This is a genomic window from Streptomyces sp. NPDC087215 (assembly GCF_044744885.1).
Classification (GTDB): Bacteria; Actinomycetota; Actinomycetes; order Streptomycetales; family Streptomycetaceae; genus Streptomyces.
The window spans coordinates 938,964-955,254 of sequence record NZ_JBIUZD010000001.1 but is presented as its reverse complement, the minus strand read 5'-3'; the positions used below and the strand labels follow the sequence as shown (position 1 = coordinate 955,254).

14 protein-coding genes are annotated in these 16,291 nt (G+C 75.0%); 8 read left to right on the top strand and 6 right to left on the bottom strand.

Annotation, left to right across the window (positions count from 1 at the left end; translation table 11 throughout):
- Nucleotides 1–129: 129 nt before the first annotated feature.
- The gene (locus ACIO92_RS04115) at nt 130–732 is read right to left on the bottom strand and encodes a hypothetical protein (RefSeq protein ID WP_366445140.1); all 603 of its coding nucleotides are present in this window, start codon (nt 730–732) and stop codon (nt 130–132) included.
- 154 nt (nt 733–886) lie between these two features.
- Between ACIO92_RS04115 and ACIO92_RS04110 the strand changes: the two genes are divergently transcribed.
- From ACIO92_RS04110 to ACIO92_RS04100, 3 genes are all read left to right on the top strand, one after another.
- Nucleotides 887–1,849, top strand: a complete 963-nt coding sequence (locus ACIO92_RS04110) for a fibronectin type III domain-containing protein (protein WP_402280899.1) — start codon at nt 887–889, stop codon at nt 1,847–1,849.
- A 96-nt stretch (nt 1,850–1,945) separates the two neighbouring features.
- Entirely contained in the window at nt 1,946–3,391 is a 1,446-nt protein-coding gene (locus ACIO92_RS04105) for a hypothetical protein (RefSeq protein ID WP_402280901.1), read from the top strand.
- Between the two features lie 74 nt (nt 3,392–3,465).
- Nucleotides 3,466–5,250 (top strand): hypothetical protein, encoded by a 1,785-nt coding sequence (locus ACIO92_RS04100; protein WP_401237634.1) that lies wholly within the window; start codon nt 3,466–3,468, stop codon nt 5,248–5,250.
- Nucleotides 5,251–5,407: 157 nt separating this feature from the next.
- Here ACIO92_RS04100 and aceB read toward each other — a convergent pair whose 3' ends face one another.
- Both aceB and ACIO92_RS04090 read right to left on the bottom strand, forming a co-directional pair.
- A complete protein-coding gene (gene aceB, locus ACIO92_RS04095; RefSeq protein WP_366445144.1) occupies nt 5,408–7,030 on the bottom strand; it encodes a malate synthase A in 1,623 nt (540 codons plus the stop codon).
- 226 nt (nt 7,031–7,256) lie between these two features.
- Entirely contained in the window at nt 7,257–7,892 is a 636-nt protein-coding gene (locus tag ACIO92_RS04090; RefSeq protein ID WP_401237631.1) for an NTP transferase domain-containing protein, read from the bottom strand.
- Nucleotides 7,893–8,090: 198 nt separating this feature from the next.
- On the opposite strand from ACIO92_RS04090, the gene ACIO92_RS04085 reads away from it, so the two are divergent.
- Nucleotides 8,091–8,429, top strand: a complete 339-nt coding sequence (locus ACIO92_RS04085; RefSeq protein WP_402280904.1) for a DUF5955 family protein — start codon at nt 8,091–8,093, stop codon at nt 8,427–8,429.
- Between the two features lie 220 nt (nt 8,430–8,649).
- On the opposite strand, the gene ACIO92_RS04080 is transcribed toward ACIO92_RS04085, so the two are convergent.
- Both ACIO92_RS04080 and ACIO92_RS04075 read right to left on the bottom strand, forming a co-directional pair.
- Nucleotides 8,650–9,276: a response regulator transcription factor gene (locus ACIO92_RS04080; RefSeq protein WP_366445147.1), complete on the bottom strand. Its 627-nt coding sequence runs from the start codon at nt 9,274–9,276 to the stop codon at nt 8,650–8,652.
- Nucleotides 9,273–10,619 (bottom strand): histidine kinase, encoded by a 1,347-nt coding sequence (locus ACIO92_RS04075; RefSeq protein ID WP_402280905.1) that lies wholly within the window; start codon nt 10,617–10,619, stop codon nt 9,273–9,275. The genes ACIO92_RS04080 and ACIO92_RS04075 overlap by 4 nt, the downstream gene beginning before the upstream one ends.
- A 112-nt stretch (nt 10,620–10,731) precedes the next feature.
- On the opposite strand from ACIO92_RS04075, the gene ACIO92_RS04070 reads away from it, so the two are divergent.
- Nucleotides 10,732–11,811, top strand: coding sequence for an FtsX-like permease family protein (locus ACIO92_RS04070; RefSeq protein WP_366445149.1), 1,080 nt, complete (start codon nt 10,732–10,734; stop codon nt 11,809–11,811).
- Nucleotides 11,808–12,488 carry an ABC transporter ATP-binding protein gene (locus tag ACIO92_RS04065; RefSeq protein WP_402058458.1) on the top strand — a complete coding sequence of 227 codons (681 nt, stop codon included), beginning with the start codon at nt 11,808–11,810 and terminating at the stop codon, nt 12,486–12,488. Before ACIO92_RS04070 ends, ACIO92_RS04065 begins: the two co-directional genes overlap by 4 nt.
- A 197-nt stretch (nt 12,489–12,685) precedes the next feature.
- Here the strand turns inward: ACIO92_RS04065 and ACIO92_RS04060 are convergent, their stop codons facing one another.
- Nucleotides 12,686–13,492, bottom strand: coding sequence for an IclR family transcriptional regulator (locus ACIO92_RS04060; protein WP_366445151.1), 807 nt, complete (start codon nt 13,490–13,492; stop codon nt 12,686–12,688).
- Nucleotides 13,493–13,834: 342 nt separating this feature from the next.
- Between ACIO92_RS04060 and allB the strand changes: the two genes are divergently transcribed.
- Both allB and alc read left to right on the top strand, forming a co-directional pair.
- Complete coding sequence (gene allB, locus ACIO92_RS04055) at nt 13,835–15,169, top strand: allantoinase AllB (protein ID WP_402280908.1); 1,335 nt, start codon at nt 13,835–13,837, stop codon at nt 15,167–15,169.
- Between the two features lies 1 nt (nt 15,170).
- On the top strand, nt 15,171–16,286 hold the full coding sequence (gene alc / locus ACIO92_RS04050; protein ID WP_402280910.1) for an allantoicase: 1,116 nt from the start codon (nt 15,171–15,173) through the stop codon (nt 16,284–16,286).
- The last annotated feature ends 5 nt before the right edge of the window (nt 16,287–16,291 follow it).

Here is a 16,291-nt window from a genome sequence, read left to right as displayed (position 1 = left end):
AAGGCCCGCGCGCTGCCCCTCTCGAACCCCGTCGAGCACCGCCCCCGACGCCCGCCCCGCCATCCCCGCCCCCGCCCCACCGCCCCGGCCGTCCCCACCGCCCCCGCCGTCCCGCACCCGCCCCACCGCTCACCCCTCCACCGCGATCCGCCGTCGGCACTCCCGGGCCAGCGCTGGATAGGCGGCGGCGATGGCCTCGTACAGCCGCCTCCTGAGCAGCCGTTCGGCCTCGCCGCGTCCGGTCTCCCCGTACAAGCCGTCGAGCAGGGCCTCGTACCGTGACAAGGCCTGCCGCAGATAGCTCACCTGCCATCGCACGAGCGTCTCCCCGGACACCGCGGGCGGTGCGGACTCCCCGTCAGGTCCGGGGCTCCGGGCCGTCAGGAGCCGCCTGTGGCGCACCGCCCGCCGCTCCAGCTCGGGCCCCGGCAGCCGGGGCACCTCCACGGGCTCCGCGCGGACGGCGGCCAGGACGGCGGCCCGGCGCCGCTCGGCATGGGCGAGCGCGGCGGCGGACCGTCCGGGGGCGAGGGCCGCGCTCCCGGCGAACTCGGGGGTCCGCTCCACCGTCTCGACCCGGGCGAGGAGATAGAGCCGGACCGGGGTGAGGGACCAGCGGCGCGGGTCGCGGCCCTGCACGTCGGGCGTGCCGAGCAGGTCCCGCACCATCGTGTCGGTCCAGCCCCGGCGCCGCACTCCGACGTGCGTCACGTAGATCGTACGGTCCGTCATGATTCCCCCTGGATCGACTACGGAGAGTGATGTTCCCAGTGAAGCGCACCCCACTGACAACGCCCCCGCACCCGTCCCGCCGACGCCCCCTTGCCGGAGTCGGCCCCCGTGTGCGATATAGGTCTGGACCATTCCGAAGGATGGAGGCCGGCCCGTGCAACGCCCGCTCGCCGCAAGCCTGTTGACGACCCTCGTGCTCAGCCTCGCCCTCGCGGGCTGCTCCGCCGCCGCCGCACCCGAGGTCAAGGACACCGGACCGCCCACCGCCCCGGCCGGTGTCACCGCCACGGCGGGCAGTTCGCGCACGGTCCACGTCATGTGGAGCGCCGCCACCGACGACCGGGCCGTCAGCGGCTACACGGTCTACAGCGAGGGCCGCAAGGTCAAGGACCTGCCCGCCACCACCCTGATGACCGATGTCGTCGGGCTCGCCCCCGCCAGCACCCACCGCTTCACGGTCCGCGCCCGCGACGCGGCGGGCAACGTCTCGCCGCCCAGCACCACGGTCACTGCCACCACCCTCCCCGCCGCCGAGGACCGCACGGCCCCCACCGCGCCGACCGGACTCCGGGTCGCCCCCGACGGCAGCCGCGCCGCCACCCTCCACTGGCGCCCGGCGAAGGACGACACCCGGGTCACCGCCTACGACGTCTACCAGGCCGACACCCGCATCCACACCGTGCCGGGCACCGCCACCAGCGCCCATGTCACCGGGCTCCGGCCCGGCACCGCCTACGCGTTCACGGTCCGCGCCCGCGACGCGGCCGAGAACTCCTCTCCGGACGGCACCCCCGTGGACCTCACCACGGCCCCCTCGCCCGGCGCCCCCGCGAACACCGCCCCCGCCGACCTCGTCGTCACGGCGGCCCGGGGCGAGATCACCGTCACCTGGCTGCCGCCCGTCACCGGCGCCCCCGTGACCCACCACCAGCTGGACCTCGACGGCCGCTTCGCCACCACGATCGTCTGGGGCAACGCCCCGCCCCGGGGCCGGGCCACCTACACCTTCCCGGTCCAGGACCCCCCGGGCACCCGGTACACCCTCACCCTGCGCGCCCAGCTCCCCGACGGCACCTGGGGCGACTTCTCGGCGCCGAGGACGGTCGTCGTGCGCTGACACCGGAGGCGCGCTGGCCTGAAATGCGCCCTTTCGCTCCGGACCGCGGCCCCGCACCCTGCGAACAGGGGATGCGACGGCCGCTGGGGGGCGCCGATGTCCGAGCCGATGTCCGGATCGCCGAGGAGACACCGCGAGGGCCCGCCCTCGGGCACGCCGGACCGCCCGTCGACGGAGACGGACGCCCGCCCGGCAGCGGGCGCCGCCGAGCCGCCGCTCTACGTGCCCGCGCTGCCCGCGCGACCGAGCGCGCTCGACGCGTACGACCTCCTGCCGACCCGGGCACGCGCGTGCGTGACGCCCCTCTGGACCGTGCCGCCCCCGGGCGGCGGGAGCCGCGCCCGGAGTGCCCGGCCCCGCCACCCCCGCACGGCCCCCTGGCCGCACCCCGAACCCGACCCCGACCCCGATCTCCATCCCCACCCTGACCCCGACCCTCACCCCGGCCGCCTCGCCGAGCACCTGAGGGCGACTCTGGACCGTATCGAGGCCGTCCAGCGCGGACGCCCCGCCTGGGTCGACGCCTTCCATGCCGAGGGAGGGACGGGACCTCCGGCCGGAGGGCTTCTCCGGTACGGCCGCCCCGGCAGCCCGCTCCGGCCGGTGACGGGTGTCGAGCGTCCCGCCCGGCAGCAGACGGCCACCGCCGAGACCGCCCTCGGGAACGGCGACGGCCTCGGCGTGCGCGTCCCCCTGACGGCCCCGCCCGGCGAGGCCCTCCGGGACGGGGCCCGGCGCCTCCTGCGGCGCGTCGCCTTCGCGCACTGCCCGGTGGACCTGCTGCTCGACCTGCGCTCCGTGGTCGACGAGCACCACCCGGCGGAGAAGTGGGCGCTGCGGGCCCTGGACCTCCTCGTCCCGCTCCACCCCTGGCGGACCGTCGTCCTGCTCGCCGGGTCCTTCCCGCGCGCGTACCCCGGGGCGTACGGGGCTCCGCTGGCGGAGGCCCACCGGTTCGACTGGGACCTCTGGCACATGGTCGTGGACGGGCCCCGGCGCCCGGACGTCCGCGTGGTGTACGGCGACTACGGCGCCGACCACGCGGGCAGCGCCGACCGGCCGCTGAAGACGGACGGCGGCGCTCCGTGGGGGACCGTCCGCTACACGATGGAACGCACCTTCGTGCTGGCCCGGGTGCCGACCAGGGGACCGGACCACGCGGACGCGGTCCGCGCCTCGGCCCGGGAGATCGTCTGCGCGGAGGGCTTCCGGGGCGGACAGTTCAGCCGGGGCGAACGCTGGCTCCTCGCCTGCGCGTCCGGAGCGCGCGGAGGGAGCGGCGGGAGGGGAGCCGGTCCGTGCGGTACGGGCCGCGCCGACCCCGGCGCCGAGGCGTACGGCGAGGAGGGTCCCACCGGAGCCGCCGCTGCGGGATCCGGCCCGCCCTTCACGGAATCCCCCGACCTGCCCGGCGCCGGGTGCACGCGCGCGTCCTTCCGTGCCACCGGTACCGGGGGTCCCGGGATCTGGCTCCGCGTCGGACACGTCCAGCACATGGCGCAGGTCGTCCGGGCCCTCCGCAGACGACTCCCGGACGTCTGAGACGGGCGGTCTCCGCCCCGCCGCCCGGGACGCCCTGCGTCCGATCTGTCCCCCTTCGAACTACTCTGGGAAGCGTGGCCGAGACCGTTCTCACCAACATGGGGCTCGACAGTTTCCTCGACGGAGCCGCCGGGCACCGCGATCCCGTCTTCACACGGGCCGCCGAGGCGGTCCTCGGACTGCTCGCCCTCCGGGGCGCCGACCGGGGGAGCGGGCTCCCCGAGCCGACGCCCGCTCTGGTGCGGCAGCTGCTCGTGGAGGACCTCCCGACGTTCGTGTACGCCCCGCCCGGCGACCTCGCCGTCTACCCCGCCGTCCTCACCCGGCTCGCCGCCCGGTTCGACGGCACGGGCGAGCCGGTCGCCGCCGTGCTCCGGGAGTCCGCCGCCGACTTCGAACGGGCCATGACCGACCCCGGCAACCTCACCTGGCACCGCTGGTACGCCTCCCTGCTCCGCACCTGCGGCGCCGACCTCCGCGACCCCGAGGACGTCCGGCGCAGACTCGCCGCGCTCGACGGCGCCCCGCTCCCCGACGGCGTGCACCGCGCCGACCTCATGGGGCGGACGGCCCTCGCGGACGTCCTCCTCTCGGAGGCGCTCACGCGCGCGTACGTACGGGACGCCGAGACCCCGCCCCCCGCCGGTCCGCTGCTCACCGACCACGCCGTCGCCACCGGCATCGGGCGGGTGGCGGGCGGGCTCCTGGACCGGTGGACCGCCGCCGGGCTCGCGGAGCAGCTCTCCGGGCCGTACGCGCGCTTCGCGCCGGGACCCGACGACTTCCCGCACCTCGTCCTGGCCGATGTGCTGCTCGACGAGCACCTCGACGACCACGGCGATCCCGCCGTCCCCGCGCCCCCGCCGCCCGCGATCGAGTCCGGGCCGGTCGAGGCGGACGCCGACGCCCTCGTCGGCGCCGTCGAGGAGCTGTCCGAGGAGGAGTTCGAGCCCTACGGCGGTGAGGCGCCGCATCTGCTGTACGTGGTCTACCGGCGGGGCTGCGCGGCGGAGTCCGTCGCCCGCAAGGCCGCCGAGTACGAGGACTGGACCGTCGATCCCGATCTGGAGGACCTGCCCGTCCCGGTGCCGGACGGGGCGCCGGACGCGTACGGGGTCCCGCCGCTGCCGGAACTGGCGCGGCTCCTCGGTGCCGTCGGGCCGACCGAGGCGGACCGGGCCCGTCTGGAGCGGCCCGCCCGTGATCTGGCCCGGGTCCTCGACCGGCTCGCCGCCACCGGCCTCGTCTTCCGCGCCGGGGACGCCTTCGGGCTCACTCCGCGCGGTGCGGGCGCCGTGCGCTATCTGCTGAGGGTGCGGGGAGTGGCCGCCCCGGACGCCGCCGAGGTGAGGACGTGGTCCGCGCCCGCCGTGGTGGCCGCCGCCACGGGCTGGCCCGGCCGGGTCGCCGCACGGGTGCTCGCGGACTGGCTGCACGCGCGCGGGGACACCGCCGACGCCTGGTCGGCGCTGCTCGGAGCCCTCGGCACGGTCCGCGCGGGAACCTCCGAAGCCGCCGCGGTCCGTGGCCTGTTCGCCGTCCTGGACACCCGGAACGCCCCGCCGGACGCCCTGCGGGACGCCCTTTCCGACCCTGTGATCGGCGCGTACGCCCATCGGGCCCTGCGGGCCCGCGACGAGCCCGACGACCCGCTCCGGGTGCGGACCTCGGCGCGGGCGCTGCTCGTCCTGGACGGGCTCCCGGCGAAGAAGGGGCCGCTGGAGTCCCGCCGTACCGCCTTCGACACGGCGGCGGCCGACTGGCCGGGCGGTTCGGCGGCCCTGCTGCGGGCGATGGCGGCGGCGGACCCGCACGAGACCGCGCGCGTCCTCGGCCCCCTGGGCCTGACCCCGCCGTGAACCGCCGCCCCTCGCCCCTGGCCGGCGGCCAGGGCCCGCCGTCGGTCCCGTGTGCCGGTGGACGCGCGCGGCCCCGGCCCCGGCACTGCGCGTTCGCCGGGGGCGGGGCCGTCGAGCCGTGGGACCGTGGCCGTGGCCGACGGGTCGGCCGTACGGGTCAGCCGACCAGCTGCTCGTACGCGGGCAGCGTCAGGAAGTCCGCGTAGTCCGCGTCGAGCGAGACGCGAAGCAGCAGGTCGTGGGCCTGCTGCCAGCGGCCCGCCGCGAAGGCCTCCTCGCCGATCTCCGCGCGGATCGCGGCGAGTTCCTCGGCGGCGACCCGGCGGGCCAGCTCCGGGGTGGCGGGCTCGCCGTTCTCGAAGACGACGCCCGCGTTGATCCACTGCCAGATCTGCGAGCGCGAGATCTCGGCGGTGGCCGCGTCCTCCATCAGGTTGAAGATGGCGACCGCGCCGAGACCGCGCAGCCACGCCTCGATGTAACGGACGCCGACCTGGACGGCGTTGCGCAGGCCGTCGTAGGTGGGCCTCGCGTCGAGGGAGTCGATGGCGATCAGGTCGCCCGCGGCGACGGACACGTCCTCGCGGAGCCGGTCCTTCTGGTTCGGCTTCTCGCCGAGCACCGCGTCGAAGGAGGCCATCGCGATCGGGACCAGGTCGGGGTGGGCGACCCAGGAGCCGTCGAAGCCGTCGCCCGCCTCGCGGTCCTTGTCGGCCTTGACCTTCTCGAAGGCGACCTTGTTGACCTCGGCGTCCCGGCGGGACGGGATGAAGGCGGCCATGCCGCCGATCGCGTGCGCGCCGCGCTTGTGGCAGGTGCGGACGAGGAGTTCGGTGTACGCGCGCATGAACGGCGCTGTCATCGTGACCGCGTTGCGGTCCGGCAGGACGAACTTGGCGCCGCCGTCACGGAAGTTCTTGACGATGGAGAAGAGGTAGTCCCAGCGGCCCGCGTTCAGCCCCGCCGCGTGGTCGCGGAGCTCGTAGAGGATCTCCTCCATCTCGTACGCGGCCGTGATGGTCTCGATGAGGACCGTGGCGCGGACGGTGCCCTGCGGGAGGCCGACGTGGTCCTGGGCGAAGACGAAGATCTCGTTCCAGAGGCGGGCCTCCAGGTGCGACTCCGTCTTCGGCAGGTAGAAGTACGGGCCCTTGCCGAGGTCCACGAGCCGCTGGGCGTTGTGGAAGAAGTACAGGCCGAAGTCGACGAGCGCGCCCGGCACCGGGCTCCCGTCGAGGACGAGATGACGCTCGTTCAGGTGCCAGCCGCGCGGCCGCATGACGACCGTGGCCAGCTCCTCGGCGGGCTTGAGCGCGTAGGACCTGCCCGAGCGGGGGTCCGTGAAGTCGATCTTCCGGGCGTACGCGTCGATCAGGTTGAGCTGGCCCAGGACCACGTTCTCCCAGGTCGGCGCCGAGGCGTCCTCGAAGTCGGCGAGCCAGACCCGGGCGCCGGAGTTGAGCGCGTTGATCGTCATCTTGCGGTCGGTCGGACCGGTGATCTCGACGCGGCGGTCGTTCAGGGCCGCCGGGGCCGGCGCGACCTTCCAGGAGTCGTCGGCGCGGATCGCCGCGGTCTCCGGCAGGAAGTCCAGGGTGGACGTGCGGGCGATCTCGGCGCGGCGCTCGGCGCGGCGGGCGAGGAGCTCGTCCCGGCGCGGGGTGAACCGCCGGTGCAGTTCGGCGACGAAGGCCAGGGCGGCCTCGGTGAGCACCTCTTCCTGACGCGGCAGGGGCTCGGCATCGACGACGGCCAGGGGGGACGGCGCTGGTGCGGACATGAACTGTCACTTCCTTCAGCGGACTTCACGGGCGGTGCCTGGCGGCCGCCGGGCGTCACGGTTCGGCACGGAGTGCCACAGGTGCCGGGATACGGCCGCGAGCGCCTCCTGAACCGGCAGGCGCTTCTGATCAGTGGATACTAGTTTCCTCATGGTGGAAGTTCAATGGTTTGTTGATGTCGAGATTCTCAGGATCGACACAACATGGCGCGCGGTGCCGGGCCGCTCACTCCAGGTGCGCCAGGTCCGCCTCCGTGTCGATGTCGTACGGCTCGGCCACCTCCGAACAGTCCACCGGAGCGATCGCGTCCCGGTGCGCCGCCAGATAGTCCCGCGCCCCCCGGTCGCCCACCGCGCGCTCGGCGATCCCGGCCCAGTGCTCCGCCCCGAACAGCACCGGATGCCCCCGCACCCCGTCGTACGAGGCCGCCGCCAGCGTCCCCCGCCCCGCGTACGCCCCGAGGACCCGGGCCACCGCCGCCGCCCCGATCCCCGGCTGGTCGACCAGGAGCACGAGCGCCGCGTCCACCCCGCGCGGATCGGCCGCCAGCGAGGCGAGCCCCGCCCGCAGCGAGGAACCCATGCCCTCGGCCCACTCCGGGTTGTCCACGAGCACGCACCCCGGCAGCTCCGCCCGCTCCCGCACGGCCCCGGCGGAGGCGCCCAGGACCACATGGACCACCTCGCAGCCCGCCGCCCGCAGCGCCCCCGCCGCGTGCTCCACCAGCGGTCGGCCCCGGTGCGGAAGGAGGGCCTTCGGCCGCCCGCCGAGCCGCCGCCCGCCCCCGGCGGCGAGCAGCAGACCCGCGACCACGGGGGCTCGTTCAGCCGTTCGGTCATGCGTGGTTGTCGTGGTTCTCATGGGAACTGCATACCTCATCAGGCAGAACGAGGCCCCCGCCCGAATCACCCCCGCGGAGGGTGGTGCGCCGGGCGCGCGAAGGAGTTAACTGACCCCGCGCCCCCCCGGCGCCGGACCGTTGTCCGAGGGGCTCGTCCGGGGTGCCCGGACGGTTCGGGCGGTGGGTTCCGCGCACGGAACGGCGCGAGGGGGAGGACCATGTCGCGAAGCGTGGGGCAGAAGAGGCGAGTGACCGGCGAGGGCGTGGACCCCAGGGTGGCCGAACTGCGGTCCGCCGTGTCCCGGCTCCGCCGCGACCTCGCCGCAAATCGGCTGGAGTTCGCCGACCGTGGCATCGCCGAGGAGGAACTCGCCGCGCTCGCCGCGATGGCGCTCAGCGGCGCCCCCGAGGTACGGCGGCTGCGCCGCTCCCTGCTGCTGGTCGCCGGTTCCGTCGGCTCCGTCAGCGCCCTCGCCGGGGGCCTCGCCGGGGTCCGCCGGGCGGTGGAGCTCTTCGGCCCGCCCCCCACCGGCCCGACGGGCCGGGCCGGGGCCTGAGGACCGGTCCCGCAGGGGACCCGGAGCGGCGATCGGCGGATTCCGTACGGGCCCGAGGGCTGAATCCCGCAGGGGCGTCGGGACGGGGGCCACGACGGGCGATCCGGTACGGAGACGGGCGCGGCCGGACCCCTGCGGCGGGGCCCGCGACCTGCTCCGGGCCCGGCGCCACGACCCGGCGCCACGCCCGGCCCCCGGGTTCGGCCCCGTCCGGCCCGCCCTACCGTCTGATCAGCCGCCGTGCCGTCGCCGCCGCCACCGCCGCCGTCCGGGAGTCCACGCCCAGCTTCGCGAACACGTGCACCAGGTGCGACTTCACCGTCGCCTGGCTCAGGAACAGCGCCTTGCTGATCTGCTGGTTCGACAGCCCCTCGCCGACCAGTTGGAGCACCTCCAGCTCCCGCTTGGTCAGCGCCTCCGCCGGGGTCCGCATCCGGTCCATCAGCCGGTGCGCCACCGCAGGGGCCAGTGCCGACTGCCCGGCCGCCGCCGTCCGCACCGCCGCCGCCAGCTCCTCCGGCGGCGCGTCCTTCAGGAGGTAGCCCGAGGCGCCCGCCTCCACCGCCGCCAGGATGTCCGCGTCCGTGTCGTACGTCGTGAGCACCAGCACCTTCGGCCCGCCCGGCGTCGCGGTGATCGCCGCCGTCGCCTCCGAGCCGTGCATCCCCGCGCCGAACTGCAGGTCCATCAGGACCACGTCCACGTCTCCGGCGGCGGCCAGCTCCACCGCGCGCTCGGCGGTCGCCGCCTCCGCGACGACCGTGAAGTCCGGCTCCGTGTCGAGGACCGCGCGCAGGCCGGCCCGTACGACCGGATGGTCGTCGGCGAGGAGAAGACGGATGGTCATACGCGTGCTCCAGCGGGAAGGGGGAGGGAGACGGCGACCGCCGTGCCCTGGCCGGGCGCCGACTCGACGGTGAACGCGCCGCCGAGGGACTCCGCGCGCGACCGCATCGCCGGGAGCCCGAAACCGGCGTCGGACGAGGGGCGCACGGCCCCCGGGCCGAAGCCCACGCCGTCGTCGACCACGTCCAGGGTCACGGACGAGTCCATGAACGACAGGGTGATCTCCGCCCGTGAGGCGGCGGCGTGCCGCACGGTGTTCCCGAGCGCCGACTGCGCGATCCGCAGCAGCGCCACCTCGTAGGGAGTGGGCAGCTCGACGGGCGTACCGCTCACCGAGAACCGGACCCGGGGCCCGGCGGCCGGACCGGGCCCGGAACCAGGAGCGGGACCAGGCCCGGAACCAGGAGCGGGACCAGGGCCGGGCGAGGCTCCCGGGCCCGAGGCGTCCGCCGTCCGCGCCGAGGACACCGCGCCCGTCCCGTACGGCTCCAGGAGCACTTCCGTCCCGTACGCCCCCGAGCCCCCGTCCGTCCCGTACGGCCCCGCCCCGTCGCACAGCCGCTCAAGGGCCGCCGCCAGGGAGCCGTGCTCCAGGTCCGGCGGGGACAGCGCGCGGACGAAGCGCCGGGCCTCCGCGAGATTGTCCTGCGCCGCCCGCCGCGCCCGGTCGATGTGCCCCGCCGCCGGGGAACCGGGCGGCAGCGCCCGCTCCGCCGCCCGCAGCAGCAGCTGGATCGAGGACAGGCCCTGCGCCAGCGTGTCGTGGATCTCCCGGGCCAGCCGCTCCCGCTCGGCGAGCGTCCCCGCGTGCCGCTCCGCCGAGGCCAGCTCCGCCCGGGTCGCCAGCAGTTCCTCGATGAGCCGCCGCCGCCGCTCGCTCTCCCGGTACAGCGCCTGGTAGCCGAGGACCGTCGCCACCGCGACCGCCCCGCCCAGCAGCGGCCCGATGAACACGCCCGGATTGAGCGGGGCGCCGTGCCCCACGTACGCGAGGATCGCCGCGCCCGCGGTCAGCGCCACCGAGGGCAGCGACCAGCGCGCGGGCAGCAGGTGCAGCTGGAGGAAGTACAGCGGGAACGCCACCCAGAGCGCCTCCGGCGTCAGCCAGAGCATGACCAGCCAGGACGCGCCGAGGACCGCCAGCCACCCGGCCGCCGCCCGCTGCGAGGTCCGTACCGGCCCGAGGTACGAACCGGCCGCGTAGACCGCCCCCGTCACCGCCGCGGCCACCGTCCCCGCCACCGAGTGCGCGCGGACCGCCGCCAGGACGAGAAGGCCCGCCATCAGCAGGTGCAGACAGAGCCGCAGCACGAACGGGGCGGGGGTGAGGGGACGCGGATGCATGGTCCCCCCAGCGTAGGCGGGGCCGGACAATTCCGGCTCAACCGAAAGTTTGATCGCGGAGCCATCCGGCGCGCGATGCCCCCGCCCCACCTCCGGGACCACTCTGGTGAGCATGTTCGTGGCATGGAGAGACCTCAGGTTCGCCAAGGGGCGGTTCGCCCTCATGGGCACCGTGATCGTGCTGATCACCCTGCTCGTCGGATTGCTGTCGGGGCTGACCGCCGGGCTCGCGCGGGAGAACATCTCCGCGATCACCGGCCTGTCCGCCGACCGGCTCGCCTTCGCCGCGCCGCCGTCCGGGCAGTCCGCCTCGTTCACCAACTCGACGGTGACCGAGCGGCAGTGGCGGGCGTGGGCGGAGCGGCCAGGAGTGACCTCCGCCGAGCCCCTCGGCATCCGCACGCTCGACGCCGCCGCCGGGGACCGCACCGCCGCCGTCTCCGCCTTCGGCTCCGCGCCGGGAGCGGGACTCGCGCCCGGCGCCGTGGGCCCCGGCAGAGTGGTCCTGTCCCGGTCGGCGGCCGGGGAACTGGGCGTCTCGGCGGGCGACGCCGTCCGGCTCGGCCCCCTGGAACTGACCGTCGCGGCCGTCGCGGGCGACGCCTCGTACAGCCACACCCCGGTCGTCTGGACGTCCCTCGACGACTGGCAGAAGTTCGGCCACAGCGGTACCGGCCCGGAGGAGCAGGCCACCGTCGTCGCGCTGAACGGGAACGGCGGGACCGACTGGGCGGCCGGGGACAAGGCCCTCGGCACCGAGGCGCGGACCCTCGACGGAGCCCTCACCGCCATCGGCTCCTACCAGGCCGAGAACGGCTCGCTCCAGCTCATGCGCGGCTTCCTCTTCGCCATCTCCGCGCTGGTCATCGGGGCCTTCTTCACCGTCTGGACCATCCAGCGCAGCGGTGACGTCGCCGTCCTCAAGGCGCTCGGGGCCTCCACCCCGTACCTCCTCAGGGACGCCCTCGGACAGGCCGTCCTCATGCTGACCGCCGGAACGCTCCTCGGCACCGCGCTCGCCGTCGGCATCGGGGCGCTGGTCAGCGGCGGGAACGTGCCGTTCGTCCTCGAACCGCTCACCGTCCTCGGGCCCGCCGCCGTGCTCGTGCTGCTCGGCGTCCTCGGCGCCGCCCTGTCCATCCGGCGGATCACCGCCGTCGACCCCCTCACCGCCCTCGGGAGCGCCCGATGAGCCTCGTCCTCGACACCGTCACCCTCACCTACCCCGACGGCGACGGGCGGCTGACCGCCCTCGACTCCGTCTCCCTCGACGTCCCCGCCGGAACGCTCACGGCGGTCGTCGGACCCTCCGGTTCCGGCAAGTCCAGCCTGCTCGCCGTCGCCGCCACCCTGGTGACCCCGGACCTGGGCCGGGTCGAGATCGCCGGTACGGACACGGCGACGCTGGACTCCGCCGGGCGGGCGGCGCTGCGGCGGGAGCGGATCGGGATCGTCTTCCAGCAGCCCAATCTGCTGCCCTCCCTGACCGCTGCCGAACAGCTCCAGGTCATGGCCCATCTGTCCGGCCGGCCGCCGAAGGAGGCGCGGAGCCGGGCCCTCGGACTGCTGGACGCGGTGGGTCTCGCCGATCTCGCGGGACGCCGCCCGCACCAGCTGTCCGGCGGCCAGCGGCAGCGCGTCAACATCGCGCGGGCCCTGATGAACGAGCCCTCGGTGCTCCTCGTCGACGAACCGACCAGCGCGCTCGACCACGAGCGCGGCGAGGCGGTGGTGGAACTGCTCGCGGGCCTGACGCGGGAGCGCGGCACGGCGACCGTGCTCGTCACCCACGACCGTACGCACCTCGCCCGCGCGGACCGCGTGGTCACCGTCCAGGACGGCCGCCTGACCGAACCCGTCACAGCCTGATACCGGTCACGGTCCGGTCCGATGCTGGTCACTCGCCCGCGCCGGTGGGGGCTCGCGTCGTCCACGCGCCGAGCCGTACGCGCCCCGCGCCGGACCCGGCCGGGTGTCGGGCGTTCGGCCGGGGAGTCCCGGGCGGTTCGGGGCGGTACGGCTCCGCCTCGGACCGGGGCGGTGCGGTTCGGAGCCGTACCGGCGTCTCAGGCTCCCGTGCCGCCCGAGGTGTTCGCCAGGGCCGCCGAGAGCTCGCGGGCGACCTGCTGGAGGATCGGGACGATCCTCTCCGTGGCCGCCTCGGTCACCCGCCCCGCCGGGCCCGAGATCGAGATGGCCGCCGCGGTGGGGGAGTCCGGCACCGGCACCGCGAGGCAGCGGACCCCTATCTCCTGCTCGTTGTCGTCGATCGCGTAGCCGGTCTCGCGGACCGCGACGAGCGCGTCCAGGAAGCCGTCCGGCGTGGTGATGGTCTTCTCCGTCGCGGCGGGCATACCGGTACGGGCCAGCAGCGCGCGGACCTCCTCCGCCGGGGTGTGCGCGAGCAGCGCCTTGCCGACCCCGGTCGAGTGCGGCAGCACCCGTCGGCCGACCTCGGTGAACATGCGCATGGAGTGCTTGGACGGCACCTGCGCCACGTACACGATCTCGTCCCCGTCGAGCAGCGCCATGTTGGCCGTCTCGCCGGTCTCCTCGACGAGCCGCGCCAGATAGGGGCGGGCCCAGGTCCCGAGGAGGCGGGAGGCGGACTCGCCGAGCCGGATGAGCCGGGGGCCGAGCGCGTACCGCCGGTTGGGCTGCTGGCGCACATAGCCGCAGGCGACCAGGGTGCGCATCAGCCGGTGGATGGTGGGAAGCGGCAGTCCGCTGCTGACGGAGAGCTCGCTCAGCCCGACCTCGCCACCGGCGTCGGCCATCCGCTCCAGAAGGTCGAAGGCACGCTCAAGGGACTGGACGCCCCCGCTCGCGGCGGGCTTGGCGGCGTCGGTGGTGCTGGCGCTGGACGTCGGCACGTCAACGGTCCTTTCGGGGCAGGCGGGCAAGGCTGCAGCCTACCGGGCGCCCCCGGCCGGGGCACACGGTCCCGGGCTCGGCGTCCGCGCCGGTCAGGGGGTGTTTGTCCGGTGTGACCGACGGTCCGGGGCGGTCCGGTGCGCTCCCGCATGTGCGGAGCTACGTTCTACTGTACGAAATTTACATTCCACTTCGTGGAAATGCCCGAGCGGGGTCCGGGCGGGCCCGGCGGTGGGGGCGTGCCCTTGACGGCGTGTCGTCCGGAAGTGAAGACTCCTTCAACAGTTCGTTGAATTCCCTGGTGGCGGATTCCGCCGAAGCACTGGAAGGAAGGGGTACGGGTGGACGTCGACCTGGTCCTGCGCTCGACACGCGTCATCACCCCCGAGGGGACGCGCCCGGCGTCGATCGCCGTCTCCGGAGGGACGATCGCGGCCGTGCTGCCGCACGACGCCGGGACGCCCCCCGGCGCCCGGCTGGAGGACGTCGGCGACGACGTGGTCCTGCCCGGTCTCGTCGACACCCACGTCCATGTGAACGACCCCGGCCGCACCGAGTGGGAGGGCTTCTGGACGGCCACCCGCGCCGCCGCCGCCGGAGGCATCACCACCCTGCTCGACATGCCCCTCAACTCGCTGCCGCCCACGACCACCGTGGCCGGACTGCGCGTCAAGCAGGAGGTCGCCCGCGCCAAGGCCCACGTCGACGTCGGCTTCTGGGGCGGCGCCCTGCCCGACAACGTCAAGGACCTGCGCCCGCTGCACGACGCCGGGGTCTTCGGCTTCAAGTGCTTCCTCTCGCCCTCCGGCGTGGAGGAGTTCCCCGAACTCGACCAGGAGCGCCTCGCCACCTCGCTCGCCGAGGTCTCCGGCTTCGACGGCCTGATGATCGTGCACGCCGAGGACCCGCACCACCTCGCCGCCGCGCCCCGGACGCCCGGCCTCGCCTACGCCGACTTCCTCGCCTCGCGACCCCGGGACGCCGAGAACACCGCGATAGAGAACCTGATCAACCAGGCCCGCAGACTGAACGCCCGCGTCCACGTCCTGCACCTGTCCTCCTCCGACGCGCTGCCGCTGATCGCCGCCGCGAAGGCCGAGGGCGTCAAGATCACCGTCGAGTCCTGCCCGCACTTCCTCACCCTCACCGCCGAGGAGATACCGGACGGCGCCACCGAGTTCAAGTGCTGCCCGCCCATCCGCGAGGCCGTCAACCAGGACGCGCTCTGGCAGGGCCTCGCCGACGGCACGATCGACTGCGTCGTCTCCGACCACTCGCCCTCCACCACCGACCTGAAGACGCCCGACTTCGCGTCCGCGTGGGGCGGCATCTCCTCCCTCCAGCTCGGCCTGCCCGCCGTCTGGACCGAGGCCCGCCGCCGGGGCCACACCCTGGAGGACATCGTGCGCTGGATGTCCGAGGGCCCCGCCCGGCTCGCCGGACTCCACCGCAAGGGCGCCATAGCGGCCGGACGCGACGCCGACTTCGCCGTCCTCGACCCGGACGCCACCTTCACCGTCGACCCCGCCGAACTCCAGCACCGCAACCGCATCACCGCCTACGCGGGCAGGACCCTCAGCGGTGTCGTCACCTCCACCTGGCTGCGCGGCGAGCGGATCGCCGACCGCGGCACCCTCGCCGAGCCCACCGGCCGCCTCCTCGAAAGGACCACCTGACGTGTCCGCGATACCCGCCTTCACCGGTGACGCAAGCCCCTACGGCGGCGGCGACCCCTACGCCGACTACCGCACCGCCGACTTCTCCTTCACCCGGTACGCCGACCTCGCCGACCGCCGTCTCGGCGCGGGCGTCGTGGCCGCCAACGACGAGTTCTTCGCCGAGCGCGAGAACCTGCTGAAGCCCGGGGCGGCCGAGTTCGACCCCGAGCACTTCGGCCACAAGGGCAAGATCATGGACGGCTGGGAGACCCGCCGCCGCCGGGGCGTCTCCGCCGCGGAGCCGCACCCCACCGACGACGACCACGACTGGGCCCTCGTCCGGCTCGGTGCCCCCGGTGTCGTCCGGGGCGTCCTCGTCGACACCGCCCACTTCCGGGGCAACTACCCGCAGGCCGTCTCCGTCGAGGCCACCTCGCTGCCCGGCTCGCCGTCGCCCGGTGAACTCCTCGCCGACGACGTCAAGTGGACGACCCTCGTCCCCCGCACCGCCGTCGGCGGCCACGCGGCCAACGGCTTCGCCGTCGACGTCGCACGGCGCTTCACCCACCTGCGCGTCAACCAGCACCCCGACGGCGGCATCGCCCGCCTCCGCGTGTACGGCGAAGTCGCCCCCGACCCGTACTGGCTCGGCGTCCTCGGCACCTTCGACCTCGCGGCCCTGGAGAACGGCGGCCAGGTCGAGGACGCCTCCGACCGCTTCTACTCCCCGGCGACCCACACCATCCAGCCCGGCCGCTCCCGCAAGATGGACGACGGCTGGGAGACCCGCCGCCGCCGCGACAAGGGCAACGACTGGATCCGCTACCAGCTCGCCGCCGAGTCCGAGATCCGCGCCGTCGAGATCGACACCGCCTACCTCAAGGGCAACAGCGCCGGCTGGGCCGCGCTCTCGGTCGCCGCCCGGGGCTCCGAGGACTGGACGGAGGTCCTGCCCCGCACGCGCCTCCAGCCCGACACCAACCACCGCTTCGTCCTCGACGCCCCGGCGGTCGGCTCGCGCGTCCGCATCGACATCTACCCGGACGGCGGCATCTCGCGCCTCCGCCTCTTCGGCTCCCTCACCGACGCCGGTACGGCACGGCTCGTCGCCCGCCACCAGGAACTGGGCGGCTGACCTTC